At 60.2% G+C, this 18,435-nt stretch carries 16 protein-coding genes and 1 pseudogene; 7 read left to right on the top strand and 10 right to left on the bottom strand.

Features of this window, described 5'->3' with window-relative positions; all coding sequences use genetic code 11:
- Positions 1–21: 21 nt before the first annotated feature.
- Positions 22–432, bottom strand: a complete 411-nt coding sequence (locus tag O1A05_RS04295) for a winged helix-turn-helix transcriptional regulator (RefSeq protein ID WP_270106829.1) — start codon at positions 430–432, stop codon at positions 22–24.
- A gap of 113 nt (positions 433–545) precedes the next feature.
- On the opposite strand from O1A05_RS04295, the gene O1A05_RS04290 reads away from it, so the two are divergent.
- Complete coding sequence (locus tag O1A05_RS04290; protein ID WP_270106828.1) at positions 546–1,394, top strand: SDR family oxidoreductase; 849 nt, start codon at positions 546–548, stop codon at positions 1,392–1,394.
- Positions 1,395–1,866: 472 nt separating this feature from the next.
- Here the strand turns inward: O1A05_RS04290 and O1A05_RS04285 are convergent, their stop codons facing one another.
- Positions 1,867–3,366 carry a CCA tRNA nucleotidyltransferase gene (locus O1A05_RS04285; RefSeq protein ID WP_270106827.1) on the bottom strand — a complete coding sequence of 500 codons (1,500 nt, stop codon included), beginning with the start codon at positions 3,364–3,366 and terminating at the stop codon, positions 1,867–1,869.
- 250 nt (positions 3,367–3,616) lie between these two features.
- On the opposite strand from O1A05_RS04285, the pseudogene O1A05_RS04280 reads away from it, so the two are divergent.
- From O1A05_RS04280 to trxA, 5 genes and pseudogenes are all read left to right on the top strand, one after another.
- Positions 3,617–4,051, top strand: a pseudogene (locus tag O1A05_RS04280) (NUDIX domain-containing protein); the annotation flags it as partial.
- 422 nt (positions 4,052–4,473) lie between these two features.
- Positions 4,474–6,270: a murein biosynthesis integral membrane protein MurJ gene (gene murJ, locus O1A05_RS04275; protein ID WP_270106826.1), complete on the top strand. Its 1,797-nt coding sequence runs from the start codon at positions 4,474–4,476 to the stop codon at positions 6,268–6,270.
- 131 nt (positions 6,271–6,401) lie between these two features.
- Positions 6,402–7,976 (top strand): hypothetical protein, encoded by a 1,575-nt coding sequence (locus tag O1A05_RS04270; protein WP_270106825.1) that lies wholly within the window; start codon positions 6,402–6,404, stop codon positions 7,974–7,976.
- A 119-nt stretch (positions 7,977–8,095) separates the two neighbouring features.
- On the top strand, positions 8,096–9,058 hold the full coding sequence (gene trxB / locus O1A05_RS04265) for a thioredoxin-disulfide reductase (RefSeq protein ID WP_270106824.1): 963 nt from the start codon (positions 8,096–8,098) through the stop codon (positions 9,056–9,058).
- 37 nt (positions 9,059–9,095) lie between these two features.
- Positions 9,096–9,419: a thioredoxin gene (gene trxA, locus O1A05_RS04260; protein ID WP_270106823.1), complete on the top strand. Its 324-nt coding sequence runs from the start codon at positions 9,096–9,098 to the stop codon at positions 9,417–9,419.
- Between the two features lie 81 nt (positions 9,420–9,500).
- Here trxA and O1A05_RS04255 read toward each other — a convergent pair whose 3' ends face one another.
- The 8 genes from O1A05_RS04255 to rpmH form a co-directional block, all read right to left on the bottom strand.
- Positions 9,501–10,397, bottom strand: a complete 897-nt coding sequence (locus tag O1A05_RS04255; RefSeq protein ID WP_333482013.1) for a ParB/RepB/Spo0J family partition protein — start codon at positions 10,395–10,397, stop codon at positions 9,501–9,503.
- 1,597 nt (positions 10,398–11,994) lie between these two features.
- Positions 11,995–12,957: a ParA family protein gene (locus O1A05_RS04250; protein ID WP_270106822.1), complete on the bottom strand. Its 963-nt coding sequence runs from the start codon at positions 12,955–12,957 to the stop codon at positions 11,995–11,997.
- A gap of 31 nt (positions 12,958–12,988) precedes the next feature.
- Positions 12,989–13,657 carry a 16S rRNA (guanine(527)-N(7))-methyltransferase RsmG gene (gene rsmG / locus O1A05_RS04245; protein ID WP_270106821.1) on the bottom strand — a complete coding sequence of 223 codons (669 nt, stop codon included), beginning with the start codon at positions 13,655–13,657 and terminating at the stop codon, positions 12,989–12,991.
- 3 nt (positions 13,658–13,660) lie between these two features.
- Entirely contained in the window at positions 13,661–14,179 is a 519-nt protein-coding gene (locus O1A05_RS04240) for a Jag family protein (RefSeq protein WP_270106820.1), read from the bottom strand.
- Positions 14,176–15,156 (bottom strand): membrane protein insertase YidC, encoded by a 981-nt coding sequence (gene yidC, locus O1A05_RS04235; RefSeq protein WP_270106819.1) that lies wholly within the window; start codon positions 15,154–15,156, stop codon positions 14,176–14,178. Before yidC ends, O1A05_RS04240 begins: the two co-directional genes overlap by 4 nt.
- Positions 15,157–15,174: 18 nt before the next feature.
- Positions 15,175–15,537, bottom strand: coding sequence for a membrane protein insertion efficiency factor YidD (yidD, locus tag O1A05_RS04230; RefSeq protein WP_333482006.1), 363 nt, complete (start codon positions 15,535–15,537; stop codon positions 15,175–15,177).
- Entirely contained in the window at positions 15,530–15,928 is a 399-nt protein-coding gene (gene rnpA / locus O1A05_RS04225) for a ribonuclease P protein component (RefSeq protein WP_270106818.1), read from the bottom strand. Before rnpA ends, yidD begins: the two co-directional genes overlap by 8 nt.
- 41 nt (positions 15,929–15,969) lie before the next feature.
- Positions 15,970–16,107: a 50S ribosomal protein L34 gene (gene rpmH, locus O1A05_RS04220; RefSeq protein WP_270106817.1), complete on the bottom strand. Its 138-nt coding sequence runs from the start codon at positions 16,105–16,107 to the stop codon at positions 15,970–15,972.
- Between the two features lie 434 nt (positions 16,108–16,541).
- Here rpmH and dnaA point away from each other — a divergent pair, with 434 nt between their 5' ends.
- Positions 16,542–18,047 carry a chromosomal replication initiator protein DnaA gene (gene dnaA, locus O1A05_RS04215; RefSeq protein WP_270106816.1) on the top strand — a complete coding sequence of 502 codons (1,506 nt, stop codon included), beginning with the start codon at positions 16,542–16,544 and terminating at the stop codon, positions 18,045–18,047.
- Positions 18,048–18,435 lie beyond the last annotated feature (388 nt).

The following is an 18,435-nucleotide window of genomic DNA, read 5'->3' as shown; positions in this document are numbered from 1 at the left end:
TACGTCAGCTCCGCCGCCGCGTCACCTCTGCGGGGCAGTAGCGTCATACTCCTGCTGCGCGGCGATCACCTGGGGCAATTCGGCCTCGACGACGGCGGTGAGCTCCGCCAGCGGCACCGCAACTTTCACGCCCAGCGGCGTCAGACCGTAGTCCACGTTCGGGGGAATGGTGCTGTGCACGGTGCGGACCACCATCCCGTCGCGTTCCAACTGACCGAGGGTCTGAGAGAGCATTCGTTCGCTGACACCATCGATCCGGCGCCGAATCTCCCCGAACCGCATGGGTTCGCCGCTGAGCTTCAGCGCCACCATGATCAGCGATCCCCAGCGACCGGTGAGGTGCTGCAAGGCGGTGCGGGAAGTGCAGGCACTCGAGAAGACATCGGGCGCGAAGTCTTCCGCTTCTGCTTCGGCATCTGGATCGAACGTCATGCCTTCCAGTATACGCTTATGGTTAGTGCTGACTTTTCAGTTGCACTTACTTTAGGTAAGCGCTACAGTGATTCCATCGCCGCCAACAGGCACCGACCGAAAGAAGGAACATCATGCGCATTGCCGTCACCGGAGCCACCGGCCACCTGGGTGGTCTCATCATCGAATCACTGCTGCAGCGCGGTGTGGCCGCGAGCGACCTGGTCGCCGTCGTCCGCTCTGCTGAGAAAGCGCAGCCCCTCTCTGATCAGGGGATTGCTCTTGGCGTAGCTTCCTACGAAGACGAAGCAGCCCTCACCGCCGCCCTGTCCGGCGTGGATCGCCTCGTCTTGGTGTCAGGCAGCGAGGTGGGTCAGCGCGTAGCTCAGCACACCAACATCATCAACGCTGCGAAGGCTGCTCACGTTTCCTTCATTGCCTACACGAGCCTGCTCAACCTGGACACCTCGGAGCTCGGCCTGGCGCCGGAGCACGCCGCCACCGAACAGCTGCTGGCCGACAGCGGCATCGACCACACGCGGCTGCGCAACGGCTGGTACTGGGAGAACTACGCCTCCGCTCTGGCTTCGGGCGAGGCTACCGGTAAGTTCTTCGGCGCCGCCGGCTCGGCGAAGGTGTCCGGGGCCGCGCGCCGCGACTATGCCGAGGCGGCTGCCGTCGTCGTCACCGGTGAAAATCACGCCGGCAAGGTCTACGAGCTGGCCGGTGCGCCCGCGCTCACCTACCCGGAAATCGCCGCTGCTGTGGGCGACGTTCTGGGCAAGGAAGTGACCTACGAAAACCAGACCGTCGCCGAGTACCAGGCCACCCTGGAAGGCTTCGGCCTGCCGTCCGAGGTCGCTGCCATGTTTGCGAGCATGGACCCGATCATCGAGCAGGGGGCGCTGTACTCCGAGAGCACGGATCTGCAGGACCTCATCGGTCGGCCCTCGACCTCTGCCGCCGAGGCGCTAAAGGCCTGAAGAACTGAGGCTTTGACCAGCTGAAGCCCTGATCTCGAGGGGCCGGCGTTGCGGTTATCCACAGATGACCGCAGCGCTGGCCCCTTTCTCTTTCTCCTCGGCCATGCTTGAACGCATGCCGTTGCCGCCCGAACCGCCGTCCGCCCTCGCATCGGCGCTGCATCATGCCCGGACGACTGGTACCCCGCGGCCACCTGGGAAAAACAGCGCATCGCCGCGGTGTCCTTTTCGTTGAGTCGCAACAAGCCCGTGATTCCGGCTCCCACTTCGCTTCTGGCCCGGGCTTCGTCAGTAGGGCGAGCCCACAACGAATTCCCGATAGGTCGCGTCGATTTCTGGTGGCCAGAGGCAAGGATCGCGGGTGAGTGCGATGGACATGGTCGGACCTCAACGATCCAGCGAAATTTGCTCGGATTCTCGCTCACCATGGAGTGCCGCGGGCCACAAGACCACCTCAACAAGCCGGGACAGGTCAGTCATCCGAGTCGGCCGACTTGGAAGCACTGGGATGCTCGGGCTGTTCGGCCCACCACCGCAGCACCTCGGCCTTCGCGGTCTCTTCATCATGCGGGCCATCGTCGAGCCGCCACTCCAACAGGTGCTTGTATGCTCGCCCGACCAAGGGTCCCGGCGAGATGCCGAGCAGCTCCATGACCTGCTTGCCGTCGAGGTCCGGCCGAATCGCATCCAACTCTTCGCGCTCGAGCAGCTCGGCAATCCGCTGTTCCAGGTCGTCGTAAGCATGGGCCAGTCGCTCCGCTTTACGCCGATTCCGGGTGGTCACGTCAGAGCGGGTCAGGGCGTGTAGCCGCTGCAGCTGGTCGCCAGCATCGGTCACGTAGCGACGCACCGCCGAATCCGACCAACCGGCGTCGCCATACCCGTAGAACCGCATGTGCAGTTCCACCAGGGTGGCCACCGCCTTGATGGTGTCGTTGTCGAACTTCAGCACCCGCATTCGCTTCCGCACGAGCTTGGCTCCCACGACGTCGTGGTGCCGGAAACTCACCGCGCCCGAACGCTCGAAGCGTCGCGTCGCCGGCTTGCCCACGTCATGCATCAACGCTGCAAAACGCAACACGAAATCCGGGGCCTCCACATAGTCGGCCTCATGGTCCAATGCCTGCTCGAGCACCGTCAGTGAGTGGTTGTACACGTCTTTGTGTCGGTGGTGCTCGTCGGTTTCCAACTGCAGCGCCGGCACCTCGGGTAGCACCTGATCAGCCAGTCCAGTGCGCACCAGCAGGTCGATTCCCGCCCGCGGCTGATCCGCCAGGATCAACTTCACCAGCTCCTCGCGCACCCGCTCCGCCGAAATAATGTCGATCCGCTGAGCCATCGCGATCATCGCCTGAACCACCGTGTCGTTCACGGCGAATCCGAGCTGGGCAGCGAAGCGTGCCGCCCGCATCATCCGCAGCGGGTCATCGGAAAAGGAATCCTCCGGCGCCCCTGGCGTGCGCAACATCCCAGCGGCAAGGTCGCGCATCCCGCCGAACGGATCCACCAGCTCCAGGTCGGGCAACCGCAGCGCCATCGCGTTCACGGTGAAGTCACGCCGGAACAGGTCATCGTTCAGTTCGGTACCGAAAGCCACCACGGGTTTCCGCGATTCCGGATCGTACTGCTCCGCACGATAGGTGGTGACCTCCAGCTGCCACTCGCCCTTCTTGAACCCGATGGTCCCAAACCGGGCCCCGATGTCCCACACCGCATCGGCCCATTCGGCCACCACGGTCTGGGTCTGCTCCGGTAGCGCATTAGTGGTGAAGTCTAAATCCACCACGCCCCGACCCAAGAAAAGATCGCGCACCGGCCCGCCCACCAGCGACAGCTCGTAGCCGGCTTCGGCAAAAAGCCCGCCCAGTTCTAGGGCAACGTCAGGTAGCACGGCATCATCAGGGAAACCGGTCGGCAGGCTCGCCGAGGGGGCGCGTTCGGGCGCGACGGAGTCAGCATGGGGTTCAGTCATGATGTGTTAAAGGGTGCCATACCCGAGACCCCTGACCGTGCGATGAGATGCGATCCGCGTCTGTCCCGATAGAGTGGAAGGTATGTCCCAGGACCGACACGACGATCGAGTGAGGCCGCTGACCCCGTCAGCGGCCCGCCGTTCTGCGCGTGATCGCGGTTCCCGGGGCACCGAGTCTGACTCGGGTTACCGCCCGCGTTACACCTCCGCATCATCACGCCGCATCAATGCGGTGGAATCCGGTGGATCCATGGCGCTACCCACCGTCGAGGAAGTCTCCGCCGGCGGCATGGTGGTCCGTGAGGTTGAAGGCCGCCACCAGGTCGCCATCATCGCCCGCTACAACCGGGGCGGACGCCTCGAATGGGTGCTGCCCAAGGGTCACCCCGAAGGCGAAGAGGAACACCACGAAGCCGCCGTACGCGAAGTGGAAGAAGAGACCGGTATCGCCGGCACCGTGCTCACCACCCTGGGCAGCATCGACTACTGGTTCACCGTGCCCTCACACCGCGTCCACAAAACCGTCCATCACTATTTGCTGCGCGCCACCGGCGGCGAGCTCACCATCGAGAACGACCCCGACCAAGAAGCGGTCGACGTCGCCTGGGTGGAGCTAGACCGTCTGGCCTCCCGCCTGACTTTCCTCAACGAGCGCCGCATCGTGGAGGCCGCCCGCGAGCTGATGCACGAGTTTTTCAACACCCCCCGGCTGACCGTGCGCCGCGGCTACACGACCCGACGGATCACCGGCCTCGCCCAGCAGATCGCCCCCGGCGAGCGCCCGGTCCCCACCGTGTTGCGCACCGTGCGCCGCGTCCCCAAGCCCTCGGACCTCTCCGCCACCAGCTCCTCCACCACGAGCGCTAGCCCCGCAGCCGCGCCCGCCCCGAAACGCGCCCCCAGCCCAGCCGACCTCGCGCGCTTGGCACAGCGTGGCAAATCACCCCGGCCCATCGAGTCCACCGAATCGGGCACCACGTCTGATTCCCCGCAAGGACCCTCGACGACGAACGGTGACGGCGCCCCGCAACGTCCCGCCGCCGAACCCGCCCCCCGGCCCAAGCCGGGACCGCCCAAACCGGGACCTCATCTGGGGAGACGCACTCCGTGAGCACCACCCCACCCACCGGCGACGCCGCGGGCGCAACCCAGGGCGCCCACGACCCGCTCGACACCACCGGCGCCCCCGAAACTGACTCCCCGGAACCTCCCGAAGACGCCTCACGCAATCCGCAGGCCGCCGCCCGCGCCTCCGCCATCATGGCCGCCGGAACCCTCGTCTCCCGCGTGCTTGGTTTCATCCGCACCTCGCTGCTGGCCATCGCCATCGGCTCCACCGCTCTCGTTGCCGACGTCTTCGAATCCGCCAACACCATCCCGAACATCATCTACATGCTGCTCGCCGGCGGCGTATTCAACGTGGTGCTGGTCCCGCAGCTCATCAAGGCCGCTCGCGCCCCAGACCGCGGCGCCGACTACACGTCCCGGCTGATCACCCTCGCGATCATCATCATGGCGGCCTTCACCCTCGCCATCACCGCATGTGCCTACCCGATCATGTCCGCGCTGACGCTGAACTGGTCCGAGCCGAAACTTGCCCTGGCCACCGCGTTCGCACTCTGGACCCTGCCCCAGATCTTCTTCTACGGCCTTTACGCCATCATCGGCCAGGTCCTCAACGCCCACGGCCGCTTCGGCGCCTACATGTGGGCCCCGGTCGCCAACAACGCGGTCGCCATCATCGTCATCGGCGTCTACCTGCTGATGTTCGGCCACTACACCGGGATCGACGACTCCCAACAGCTCGCAGAATGGACGACGACGCACACCCTGGTCCTCGCGGGCGGACACACCCTAGGCATCGTGGTTCAGGCGCTCGTGCTGTTCTGGCCCCTCAAACGACTCGGGCTCGGGCTGCGGCTGAAGTTCGGCTGGAAGGGCATGGGACTGCGTACCACCGGGCGCCTCGCCGCCTTCACCCTGATCACCATGGTCGTCGGCAACCTCGGCAACCTCATCGGCGCCCGCCTCGTCACCGGCGCCACCGAGGCCCGTTCCCTCGTCGGTGAATCGGCAGAGGCCAGCGCCGCCGTACCGGGCCTCTACGCCCTCAATGTCACCCAGCTCATTACGGTGTTGCCGCACTCGGTGTTCGTCCTCTCCATCGCCACCGTGCTGTTCAACCAGTTGGCCCGCTCCATGCACGCCCAGCGCATCGAGGAGGCCCGCGAGACCACCGGCCGCGGGCTGCGTATCTTCGCGGTGCCCATGATGTTCGCCATGGTCGTGATGATCGTGCTCGCCGGACCCCTGGGCCGCATCTTCGCGGGCTCCTCGGAGACGGCAGCCATCTCCGCGGCCGCCATTGGCCAGTTGCTGGTCCTGCTCGCCCTGGGGATGCCCTTCCGCTCCGCGCACTTCTATCTGCTGCGCGTCTTCTACGCCGCCGAGAACGCGTTCATCCCCATGCTCGTTCAGGTCTCGGCCGCCGTCGTCACCATCGCTCTGGCCTACGGGATCGCCCCGTTCATCCCGAACACCTCCATGGCATACTTGCTGGCGCTCACCTACACAGTGGTGCACGTGCTGCAATTCCTGGTCTGCCACCTGCTGGTCCGCCGCACCTATGGTGACTACGGCTCCGCCGAGGTGTTCAGCACCTACCTGCGTACCGGCTACGCGGCCGTGCTTTCGGGCGTTGCTGGCGCCGGCGTGCTGTGGCTGCTCGGCGGTTTCTCCACCGGATTCGCCTGGCAGTCCATCATCACCGCGCTCATCAGCTGCGCCATCGTCGGCGTCGTCATGCTGGGCGTATATCTCATCGCCTGCCGCTGGCTGCGCATCCGCGAGGTCGACCAGTTCCTGGCCCCGCTGCTCTCCCGACTCACGGGCCGCCGAGGCTGATCGGGCCCGACCACCACAAAACATCCACCGCGCCCGGTGATTCTTGCCGCCGCGCGCGTGTTCCCGTCTAGGATGAAACAGACTGTACTCAGGGGACGTGTCACCGCGGACCCGCATCCGGGAGGATCACCGTGCCACAATCCATGGAAGAAGGAACCGTACTGGGGGGACGCTACCTCGTCACCTCGCATGTACTGACCTCAGCCGAGCAAGACATCGTGCTCAACGGCCGTGACCAGGTGCTCAACCGCGAGATCACCATCCTGGTGGCGTCCGCGCAGCACGCTAGCCAGGTCGCCACCTCAGCGCGCCAGCTGGCTACCGGCGAACGTTCCTCCAGTGTGCAGGTCCTCGACCTGGGCCTCTCGGATGACCGCACCTATCTGATCGCGGCCGGCGATACCGACGTCGAAGACCTCCTCGCCCTCGTCACCGCCCACCAGGTCTACGTCGAGCCCTTCGAAACCGACACCCTGGGTTCCGAGCTGTTCGGCCAATCCCGCCAGCATGCACCCGAAACCTATGACGACGACGACGAGTACTACTCCGAACTCGACCAGAACCTCGCCGCGGAGCAGTCCCAGCCCCCGCGCAAGTCGAAGTTCCTCAACCGAGTTTCCGACAGCCTGAACTCTCGCCTCGGTTCCGCCGGTGCCGCAGGTGCAGCCAGTGCAGCCGGTGCCACTAGCGCTGGAGCCGCCGCACACTCCGGCTCCGACCAGAACACCGAGGCCCAGCCCGCCGTCGAGGTCTACGACGACGAGCCCACCGGCCCCGTCGAGACCGCCGAACCCGCCCCCACCGCGCCGAACCGCTCCCTGCAGAACCGCGTCGCCTCCGCCATGGGTTCCGACGCCCAGCACGACCAGGCCGACCAGCAGGGCGAGTACGACGATCACTACGACGACGGCGGCGTCCAGCACGGTGCTGCCGGCTACACCGCTGCCGGTCTCGCCGGTTCCCCATACGACGATCAGTACGATGACGGCGACTATGACGACGACTATGAGTACGAGTACGACGACGAGGAAGAGCGCTCCGGTGCCGGCAAATGGATCGGCGCCCTGCTGCTGGTCGCCGTCCTGGTCGCCGCCGTCGTCGTCGCATTCAACATGCTCGGCTCCAATGATCCCAGCGAGCCCGCCGATGAAAACACCGTCGCTGAGGAACCCTCCGAGGGCACCGAAGGCTCCGGGGACCCCTCGCCCACCGAAGGCGGCGAAGGAGACGAGTCCACCGCGGCCGAGCCCGTTATTGCCGGCATCCAGCGCGTGGTCCCCGACAACCAGGGGCTGAACTCCGAGAATGACGGCGACCTGCCGTTGGCCGTCGACGGCGACCCCGCCACCGCCTGGCACTCCCTCTCCTTCGCTCAGGCCCCCATGGGCGGCTTCGCGTCCTCCATGGCTCTGGTGGTCGAATTGGAGGAGGAGAGCGCGATCTCCGAGATCAACGTGACCCAGAACAACGGCTCCGGCGGTAGCTTCCAGGTCATCGTCTCCGATTCCGCCGACCCGGCCGAGGGCACCTCGATCGCCGAGGGATCCTTCACCGGACCCACCTACTCGGTGCCCGTCCCCGAGTCCGAGGGCAGCGCCACCACCGGTCAGTACGTGATCATCAACTTCACCGAACTGCCCACCCTCTCCAACAACTCATCCAACCTGCCCTACGGTCTGCGCATCGCGGAGATCGAGGTCAACTGAGACCCGCCTCACTGGCACTGAGCCTCGCCGCGTCGTCGTCGGAATAGTCCACGACGGCGCGGCGTTATGGCCCATGAACGCACCCGCACCACCCCTCCACAAGCCCGAAGGATCCCCTGTTGACTGAAACCGCTCCCGCGTCCGAGAACATCCACGACGTCGTCATCATCGGCTCCGGGCCTGCCGGCTACACCGCCGCCATCTATACCGCCCGCGCCTCGCTGAACCCTGTGGTGTTCACGGGCTCAGTCACCGCCGGCGGCGAGCTGATGAACACGACCGACGTCGAGAACTTCCCGGGCTTCCCGGAGGGGATCCTCGGCCCCGAGCTGATGGGTCATCTCGAGGCGCAGGCCCGGCGTTTTGGTGCCGACATCCAGTACGAGGACGTCGTCGAAGCCGACCTGCAGGTGCAGCCCAAGAAGCTGACCCTCGGCAACGGTGACGTTCACTACGCCCGGTCCGTCATCCTCGCCACCGGATCCGCCTACCGCGAGCTGGGACTCGACGGCGAAAAGCGTTTCTCCGGCCACGGCGTCAGCTGGTGCGCTACCTGCGACGGCTTCTTCTTCCGGGATCAGAACGTCGCGGTCGTCGGCGGTGGCGACTCCGCCATGGAGGAAGCCCTGTTCCTCACCAAGTTCGCTGATAAGGTCACCGTGATCCACCGTCGCGACGAGCTGCGAGCCTCCCAGATCATGGCCGATCGCGCCCTGCAGCACCCGAAAATCGAGTTCCTCTGGAACACCGGCGTCGAAGACCTCACCGGCGAGGACAAGCTGCAGACCGCACACCTGCGCAACCTGAAGACCGGGGAAGCCTCCACTCTGGATATCACCGGCCTCTTCGTCGCCATTGGCCAGGATCCCCGCACCGAATTGGTCAAGGGCCAGCTCGACCTCCATGACGACGGCACCATTGCAGTACAGGGTCGTACCTCCAAGACCTCTCTCGCAGGCGTCTTTGCTGCAGGCGACGTCATCGACGGAACCTACCGACAGGCCATCACCGCTGCTGGCTCCGGCTGTGTCGCTGCCCAGGACGTCGAGCACTACCTTGCCGACCTCAACGACGCCCACTGAGCGCAATCAACCTTAACCCCACTACCAAGGAGACCCCATGAGCACCATCGACGTCACCGATCAGGACTTCCAGCAGAAGGTTCTCGAGTCCGACAAGCCAGTGCTGGTCGACTTCTGGGCTGAGTGGTGCGGTCCCTGCCGCATGCTGACGCCCGTCCTAGAAAAGATGGCTGAGCAGTACGCCGACAAGATCACCGTTGCCAAGGTGAACGTCGACGAAAACCCCGGCATCGCATCGCAGTATGGAATCACCAGCATTCCGGCCGTGTTCGCATTCAAGGATGGCGAAAAAGTGGCCACCTCGATCGGCGCCAAGCCGCAGCAGGCACTCGAAGCAGAGTTCGCCGATCTCCTGCAGTAATTCTGCTGCAGTGAGCGCAAGACAAACAGGCGGGCTCCCCACCGATCTGGTGGGGAGCCCGCCTCTTTGTTGTACTCAGCCTCAGGAATCGCTGGCTCTCTTGGAAGGCTGAATGATATCCATGATGCGGTTCAGATCCTCGACGGACGCAAAATCAATGGCAATTCTGCCCTTCTTGGCGCCGAGGCTGATCTTGACCGTCGTATCCAGCTCATCGGTCAGGGTATTAGCTAGATACTCGAACCGCTCATTCTGAGCGGGCGTCACGCGCGTAGCGCGACGTCGAATACCAGTACCATTCACCGTCAGGGCGACGAGTTCTTCCGTTGCGCGAACCGATAGACCTTCATTCATGACGCGCTGTGCGACGCGCTCCATGGTGGCCTCGTCTTGCAGTCCGAGCAGTGCACGCGCATGCCCGGCAGACAAAACACCCGATGCAACACGTCGCTGGACCAACGGTGGCAACTTCATCAGTCGCAAGGTATTGGAGATCTGCGGTCTTGACCGACCGATACGTTCCGAAAGCTCATCTTGAGTGCAGTTGAAGTCACGCAGCAACTGCTCGTAGGCAGCAGCTTCTTCCAAAGGGTTCAACTCACTACGATGTATGTTCTCAAGAAGAGCGTCCCTGAGGAGATCCTCATCGGCCGTATGGCGGATAATCACCGGGATTTCCATCAGGCCGGCAGCCCGGGAGGCACGCCAGCGACGTTCGCCCATCACCAGTTCATAGTGGTCACTATTAGTTGGTCTTACAACTATTGGCTGCAGAACGCCGACTTCACGGATGGACGCGATGAGCTCGTCCATGTCTTCTTCGTTGAAAACGTCACGAGGCTGACGCGGGTTCGGCACGATAGTGTCAATGGGGAGAGATCGCAGTTCTGGCCCAGGCTGTTCTGGCTCGGCAGAGTTCACCGGGGGCTCGACATCCCGGTTGCGCCTGGAAGTAGCGGCACTGAGCGGATTAGGCATCTCACGACGTACTGGCCCTCGCTCCTGCGTCGTCTTTCGACGGGCCGGAGTAGGTGCCTCAGGGAAGAAGATGTCTACAGGCCTCCGTGTTTCACGTGAAACAGGAGCACTGGGCTCATCAATCCCCTCATTCGCAAGATACCGCTCTGCTACGGACGTAGGGGAACTAGGTGCCTCTACCTCAAGTCCGGACTTCTCATTATCTGATGATTCGGTAGTAGCCGGGCTTCCAGTATCATCACTCTGCTCATCAAAGTTTGCCGATGTATCCTGGATGAGCGCACTCAATCCACGGCCGAGGCCGCGACGGGATTTCTTCTGTGACATCATTTACCTCCAGTCTCCAATTCTAGTGGTGTTCCACGTGAAACACGACCATCACCCACGAACCAGGAAGATGATCATGAATACAGAACCACCTCATGTGATCAGTAGGTTGACTAGATGCATCGGTAGTCGCTCATCAATGAGGCTATTTGTGAATCCATAATCTCGACTCCCGCTAGTATGGGAGCACCATAGTGTTCCACGTGAAACGACAAATGTGTTTACCCGTACGCGGCTTCAGTGAGATACAAACGACTGCACGAATGGTCTATCTACAAACTCCATAGCAGACTCCAAGCTGTCGGAACCTGCGGTCAATTAGCTGTTGAACTGCACCAACAGATCGGCATGGAGTGCCAAAGAAAGTTTCACGTGGAACGCTTTCCACGGATGAGACGTGATGACGTATAGCAGACCGATAAAGATGAAACGAGACGATCGAACCTTCTATACAAAGACAAGTCCATCGTTCGATAGAGAGTAGAGAAGCACTAACGCGTAAACGCAGCCGAAGAATCTCGCTCCCATCCGAGCCACTCTGATTGCTATAGGACATAGATCCAACTCGATGCATCAGGAGTGAATCGAACTAGGAGAGCATACGGCCATTGGTGCCTCAAGTTCAAAGTTGTCACACACTACGGGTATTCATCGAGGGTGGTTTCACGTGCAACTGTAGAGCAGGTCAGTCATAAATGGGATATGACGGTCAAAAGTGAGTCAATGCCGACGTCCACGAACAAGTGCAGCCATGGTTTCACGTGGAACATGGTACTGCCTTACGTTGAGTAAGAATCGCCTCAGCGCTCGTAGAGCGTACCCAACGGCGTGTTTACGTGAATACAGACCAATACCCGGAATAGCTGCGAATCAGGACTCCGCTCATTATCTGCAGTATGTCTATAGCGCAAATATGAAGACCGCGTTGGAGGGGTTTCACGTGGAACGATGACGCGCCGACCTCAAGTTGCACAACCAGTTGGGTCAAACACCGAATGTGGTACGGACACAGAACAACTTCTAAAGTCGCGATTCATTGGAAACAAGCACCACAGGGCACACCAACCAGGGCCAGGAATCTAGCCTCCACGCCGGCGTGAGCCTTCTACATTAACCAGTCATCGAGTCGGCCAACCGTATCAACCGTTTACCTCGTGAATACGGCCACAAGTGGTTGAGTATGGGTTCAGGAGTTAATGCCTGCCTACAAGAAGGGACTTGTAGGCACAGGGGTGAGAACATCATGAACAACTAGATGTTCCACGTGAAACTAGGCTGGTGCACCACGCTCTGCAATTTCCGCGGCCGCCTCTCGATAACTTAACGCACCGCTCGATTGCGGATCGTAAGTCAAGACGCTCTGCTGGAAGCTCGGAGCCTCAGAAATGCGTACGTTACGGGGGATCAGAGTACTAAGCACTTCAGTTGGGAAATACTCGCGCACTTCATCTGCAACCTGAGTAGCAAGACGAGTTCGTCCGTCATACATAGTGAGCAGGATAGTGGAAACCTTCAGATCAGCATTTAGATGCTTCTGAATCATGTTGATGTTTTTCACCAGCTGAGAAAGACCCTCCAGCGCGTAATACTCAGTCTGGATCGGAATAAGCACCTCTGTCGCTGCCACGAAGGCGTTCACGGTCAGCAGGCCAAGGCTCGGCGGGCAATCAATGAAAATGTAGTCGAGACGGGGAAGTCCCTGTTCCTCACGATATTTAAAGTACGCCGCAAGTGCGCGCGACAAACGCTGCTCACGAGCCACGAGAGAAACGAGTTCAATCTCCGCACCAGCGAGCTCGATGGTTGCCGGCGCCACCTGGAGTCCATCGACGTCGGGGCAGTTCTGTACAACGTCCTGAATTTCCAGGTCGTCAAGAAGCACATCATAGATCGAGTTGTCATCGGACCCGTGAGGTATGTTCAGAGCGGTAGACGCGTTTCCCTGAGGATCGATGTCCACCACCAACACATGCATACCGGCGCGAGCCATCGCGGCGGAGAGATTCACTGTCGTGGTGGTCTTGCCCACTCCACCTTTCTGATTAGAGATGGTGAAGATACGGGTAGCATCTGGCTTCGGTAGACGCTTGCCTTTGAGCTTCTGACGTCTCAAATTCTCGGCCGCAAGTTCACGTGCCAGGGGAGTTAGCGAATCGAGGTTGGTATCGGTCTCGCGTTGCGATTCACGTGAAACACTCGGATTGTCGCTCAATTGCGCCTCCTGGTCACTCATCTGATCCACCCAGAGTCTAGTCGATTACGATCTAGCCAACGGGGACACGGACAATAGTTGTAGCTTCGACTAAAACATCGGCGCCGGCTTGCAAAACCTCCGGCTGCCCACAGCCGTATTTTTTGAGCGCCTTCTGTGCTGAGACAATTTCATCCGGAGCACTACGACCCTTTATCGCCAGCAGTTCGCCCGAACCGGATAGAAGGGGAATCGTCAACGGCAACAAGGACTTTAGCGCAGACACTGCCCGAGCGGTCACGATATCCACATCCAAATTCCCAGCCACTTGCTCAGACCGTGCACGAACCACATCGACGTTGGTCAGGCCGAGATCCTCGACGACCATATCTAGCCATGCAACGCGTCGTTCCAGCGGCTCGATAAGGATGAACTGGGAGTCTGGACGCGCTATGGCCAGTGCAAGCCCAGGCAACCCAGCCCCAGAACCGACGTCGGCCACCAGGGCTCCCTGTGGAATGAGTTCTTCGACTACCGCACAGTTAAGCACATGCCGTTCCCAGAGACGGGGCACTTCACGCGGACCTAGAAGACCCCACTCAATGCCCGTCGTGGACAAGTGATGGACATACTGGTCAGCCAATTCCGCGGCGTCACCAAAGACAGCATCCACTGCAAGTTTCGTCTCAGGGGATGCTGATGTCAGCGAGACATCAAGAAATTCGTCATTGGCTTCTGTCATGAACTACGCCTCTGCAGAAACTACGACGTGCCGACGTGAGGACTCGCCCTCGGATTCGCTCACGAGCCCGGCGTCAGCAATAACGTCGTGAACGATCTTGCGTTCGTAGGCACTCATCGGCTTCAGGTGAACAGCCTCTTCTTCGCCACTCTTGACACGCTCGATGGCTTCTTCAGCGAGAGCCGTCAATTCTTTGGCTCGCTCAACGCGATACCCAGCAATGTCGAGAATCAGCCGTGACCGGTTGCCGGTAGAAGATAGCACAGCAAGACGCACAAGCTCCTGAAGGGCTTCAAGACCCTTGCCCTTGTGTCCGATCAGATCCTGCAGACGCTCGTTCTGCTGGTCCGCGAGCACCGAAAGATAGATGCGACCGTTACGGATCTCAATGTCGATATCACCATCGATATCGGCAATATCGAGTAGTTCTTCAACGTAGTCCGCGGCGAGATCGCTTTCTTCGTCGACTGAGCTGGGAGCTGTCGTCTCGTCGTCCTCCGTGGTCATCGTCTCTTCGCTCATCGCTTTCTCCTGTTCTTGCGGGCAGGCTGCTGGCGCTGCCCCTTCGGTTTGGTCTCTTCCACCTTGGCGCGTTCTTCGGCTTCCTGAGCCTCTTTGGCGGCCTTGCCAACTGGTGGTAGTCCCTTGGCTTCGCGGCGCTCGTTCAATTCACGCTCGGCCTGTGAACCAGGGGTGGGGTTGCGACGAATAATGTAGAACTGCTGGCCAACGGCCCAGAAGTTCGTGGCGGTCCAGTAAATAAGGACACCGATCGGGAAGTTGATACCACCGATAGCAAACACCAGCGGCAAGATGTAAAGCATCATCTTCTGCGACTGGGCGAAGGGGCCGGTCATGGCAGCCTGCGACATGTTCTTCGACATGAGCATCTTCTGCATGTAGAACATCGACCCGGTCATCAACAGGATCATCACGACGCTGACGAAAAGAACATTGAAGTTCGTCCCGCCGGTTGCGTTGATGGCACCCATGAAGGTCTCGGACATCCCCGCGCCGAAAACAGTCGAAGCAGCGAAGGAATGGACCTGGTCGGGCGTCAGCGCACCAATATTCTCGGTGGAACCGGCTTCAGAACGCGCGACACCGATCAGTACCTGGTACAGGGCGAAGAAGAACGGCATCTGTACGAGCATGGGAAGGCATGCGGAGAAGGGGCTGGTCCCATGTTCCTTAAACAGAGCCTGCTGTTCCATCGCCATCGCCTGACGCGAGAGCTGGTCCTTCTTGCCTTTGTACTTGTCCTGCAGCTTCTTGATTTCAGGCTGCAGCTCCTGCATGGCCCGCTGGGCCTTGATCTGCTTAACGAAGACCGGAATCAACAGGGTACGGATCAAAATCACCAGCAAGATGATGGACAAAGTCCAGTTCCAGCCGGATGACTCGGGCATGCCGATCATCGTCAGCAAAGAGTGGAACATGCCAATAACCCACGAAACCACCCACTTGAAGGGGAATAGAATCAGTTCGAAGAAGCCCATAATCTCCTTTTATCCTCTTCAGTCCTCGTCCGACGGATCTGGCGGTACGACGGGGTGGTTCAGTTCAATGATCCTGGGTAGATGACCATTCGGCCAAATTCTGCGTCCAGGAGGGACAGGATCGATTCCTCCCGATTGCCATGGGTGGCATCGACATAGTCGCCGAGCGCCCAATAGGCTGCCTTTGACGGCACCATGCACTGTGACTGCCTCTAAAGCGTAGGCGGAACAGCTGGGAAAAAACTTGCAGACAGGCCCGTACAACGGCGAGATGACTAACCGATAGGCCTTCAATAGTGTTGCCAGCAATGTGGAGGGAATCGCCCTGACGAAACCCCACTCGCGTGGGTTTGGTTGTGTGAGGAACGGAGACTCAACCACGGCGTTCTGCCTTCTTCAATGCGGACTCCAGACCATCATTCACATCGGCCTTCAGCTCTGACCATGACGCCGAGGCAGAGGCCGGAAGAGCGCGAATAACGATCGCAGTGTTTGAATCCGAGAGCAGATGCCCGGAAGCTACGCTCAGTTCAGCTGCTGCAATAGCACGCAGCCGCCGCTTCACTCGGTTTCGTACCACGGCATTGCCGACTGCTTTGGAAACAATGAAACCAACACGGTTTGGCCCAGACTCCACAGGTGCAGCGCCATCATTGGTAGAGGTCGGACTGAAGGCGGACACGACAACGTTCCGGCGCCCACTTCGGGAGCCGGAACGTAGTGTCTGAGAAAAATCCGCTGGGGTGCGTACCCGATGTCTCTTGGGTAGCACTCAACCACTGATCCGCACGTCTGAGGCGGCCGAAGCCAACCTCAGGCAGACAGCTGTGCGCGGCCCTTGCTACGGCGCGCAGTCAGCACGGCGCGGCCGGCGCGGGTACGCATGCGTGCACGGAAACCGTGCTTCTTCGCACGACGGCGGTTATTCGGCTGAAAAGTCCGCTTGCTCACTTTGAAACTCCACACGTTGTGTTTGCGCCCGGATCCGTTATTCGGAAGACCGTAGGTCTGGGGAAGAACCGGTGACGCACTGTCAGGACAATCTGCAACGTTTCCACGCCCCGTTTTCAGGCAGGCGTCACTCTGTCACAGACCAATCAAGTCTAGGAAGAGCGACACGCATCGTCAAATCCCGTGCTGGTGTCGTGAGTCAAGCTAATGAGGATGGCTCCAGACCATCTTTCTCCACAATTTACACACCCCATGTGTATAAGCATGTGCAAAACATGCTGAAACCCCGCTAAGCGGCTACTGTTAAGGTCTGCGCAGAGTCCCACGATGCTGTACTTCTCATTCGCCGTCATCCACAGGGGTCGAGACGCCACGGACATTGAGGGTTCTCCGAATTACTTGCACTCGAATCGTCTGAAAGGACAGCTCGGCCGATGAGCACCGATGAATCAATCAGCAGCTCCTGGCGTCACGTCGTCCAGACGATGAAGGACTCACAGCAGATCAGCCCACGTCAGAGTGGGTTTATTGATTTGGTTCAGCCCCAAGGGCTGATCGGAAACACGCTGCTTCTCGCCGTCCCGAATGAGTTCACACGCCAGGTTCTGGAGAATCAACTCGACGAGGTTCTCGCACAGGCCTTGCAGACGGTCTTCCAACAAGACATCCGGTGCGCGTTCTCGATCGATTCCTCGCTGCAGCCGGCAGCATCCCCACAGCGAACTGATCCACAGATTCCACAGGACGAGCCACAACCTGTGGATAACTCTGAGTCAATTCCCGCTGCCGTGTACTCGCAACGGGAACGGCCTATTGATGGGCAGCTGAGTTCACAGTCGAATCCTGCGCCGACGTTAGCCGATCCACAGCAGGCCTCTTCGATTGCCAACGCCGCCGAGGAACAATCTCGGCTGAATCCTCGGTACCACTTTGAGACTTTCGTGACCGGTTCTTCCAACAGGTTTGCCCACGCCGCGGCGAACGCCGTGGCTGAAGCACCGGCCAAGGCGTACAACCCTTTGTTTATCTACGGTGAGTCCGGCCTGGGCAAAACACACCTATTGCACGCAATCGGTCATTACGCGCGGGAGCTCTACCCCGGACTTCGGGTTCGCTATGTGAACTCCGAAGAGTTCACCAATGACTTCATTAACTCGATTCGTCACGACGAAGGTGCCAGTTTCAAACAGATCTACCGCAATGTAGACATCCTGCTGATCGATGACATCCAGTTCATGGCGAACAAAGAAGCCACCGTGGAAGAGTTCTTCCACACCTTCAACGCCCTGTACAACAACAACAAGCAGGTCGTCATCACCTCGGACTTGCCCCCGAAGCAGCTTTCCGGTTTCGAAGAACGACTGCGCTCCCGCTTCGAGTGGGGCCTCACCACCGATATTCAGCCGCCAGACCTCGAGACGCGTATCGCCATTCTGCGCAAGAAGGCGGAAGCCGAAGGTCTCACGGCCCCTCCGGAAGCGCTCGAATACATCGCTTCGCGTATCACCACAAACATTCGCGAGCTCGAAGGTGCCTTGATCCGTGTCACCGCTTACGCATCATTGAACAAGCAATCCGTCGATATTCCACTGGCGGAGCACGTGTTGAAGGACCTCATCACCGACGATGACGCCCAAGAGATCACTGCTGCCTCGATTCTGAACGAAACGGCGAAGTACTTTGACTTCACCATCGAAGAACTGATGAGCAAGTCTCGGACGCGAACTCTCGTCACGGCGCGACAGATCGCCATGTACCTGCTGCGCGAGCTCACCGAAATGTCCTTGCCGAAGATCGGAAATGAACTCGGAGGACGCGATCACACCACGGTGATGCACGCAGACCGTAAGATCCGCGACTTGATGGCAGAACGCCGGATGATCTACAACCAGGTCACCGAACTGACCAACCGGATCAAACAACAGCAGCGGACGAACTGACGGATAGCCGGAGGAACCTCACCGGCGCCGTCGACTTCATCTCAAGTTAAGCTTGAGGGTCGGTCCACAGGCCAGATTCCCAGGATCACAACGATTCTTGTCATTCGATTTCCACACTCTCCACAACTATCCACAGGTTTCCACAAGCTTTTCTGGCCGCATCCTTCAAGTAGAACTCACAGCTGTGGAAAACGTTGTGGATCATTAAGTGGACCACGCCGGTTAGCTTCGGGATAACCCTGGGGTTCGTTGTGAATCCGGGCGAATCACAAGAATGCGTTATCCCGGATCTCTACACAGCCACCACGAGAGAACTCCACGTCTTGCTCCACATGCAGATCGGGACAAATGGCCGCACCAGGGCGGTTATCCACAGAATCCACAAGAG

It is taken from the genome of Citricoccus sp. NR2 (assembly GCF_027594385.1).
Taxonomy (GTDB): domain Bacteria; phylum Actinomycetota; class Actinomycetes; order Actinomycetales; family Micrococcaceae; genus CmP2.
The sequence above is the reverse complement of the archived record's forward strand: the minus strand, read 5'-3'. Positions and strand labels throughout refer to the sequence as shown.

What these genes read in the sequence shown, in the direction of transcription:
- O1A05_RS04295 (WP_270106829.1), bottom strand. Translation starts at nt 432, where the DNA reads ATGACGTTCGATCCAGATGCCGAAGCAGAAGCGGAAGACTTCGCGCCC.
- O1A05_RS04290 (WP_270106828.1), top strand. Translation starts at nt 546, where the DNA reads ATGCGCATTGCCGTCACCGGAGCCACCGGCCACCTGGGTGGTCTCATC.
- O1A05_RS04285 (WP_270106827.1), bottom strand. Translation starts at nt 3,366, where the DNA reads ATGACTGAACCCCATGCTGACTCCGTCGCGCCCGAACGCGCCCCCTCG.
- trxA (WP_270106823.1), top strand. Translation starts at nt 9,096, where the DNA reads ATGAGCACCATCGACGTCACCGATCAGGACTTCCAGCAGAAGGTTCTC.
- O1A05_RS04255 (WP_333482013.1), bottom strand. Translation starts at nt 10,397, where the DNA reads ATGCCTAATCCGCTCAGTGCCGCTACTTCCAGGCGCAACCGGGATGTC.
- O1A05_RS04250 (WP_270106822.1), bottom strand. Translation starts at nt 12,957, where the DNA reads ATGAGTGACCAGGAGGCGCAATTGAGCGACAATCCGAGTGTTTCACGT.
- rsmG (WP_270106821.1), bottom strand. Translation starts at nt 13,657, where the DNA reads ATGACAGAAGCCAATGACGAATTTCTTGATGTCTCGCTGACATCAGCA.
- O1A05_RS04240 (WP_270106820.1), bottom strand. Translation starts at nt 14,179, where the DNA reads ATGAGCGAAGAGACGATGACCACGGAGGACGACGAGACGACAGCTCCC.
- yidC (WP_270106819.1), bottom strand. Translation starts at nt 15,156, where the DNA reads ATGGGCTTCTTCGAACTGATTCTATTCCCCTTCAAGTGGGTGGTTTCG.
- dnaA (WP_270106816.1), top strand. Translation starts at nt 16,542, where the DNA reads ATGAGCACCGATGAATCAATCAGCAGCTCCTGGCGTCACGTCGTCCAG.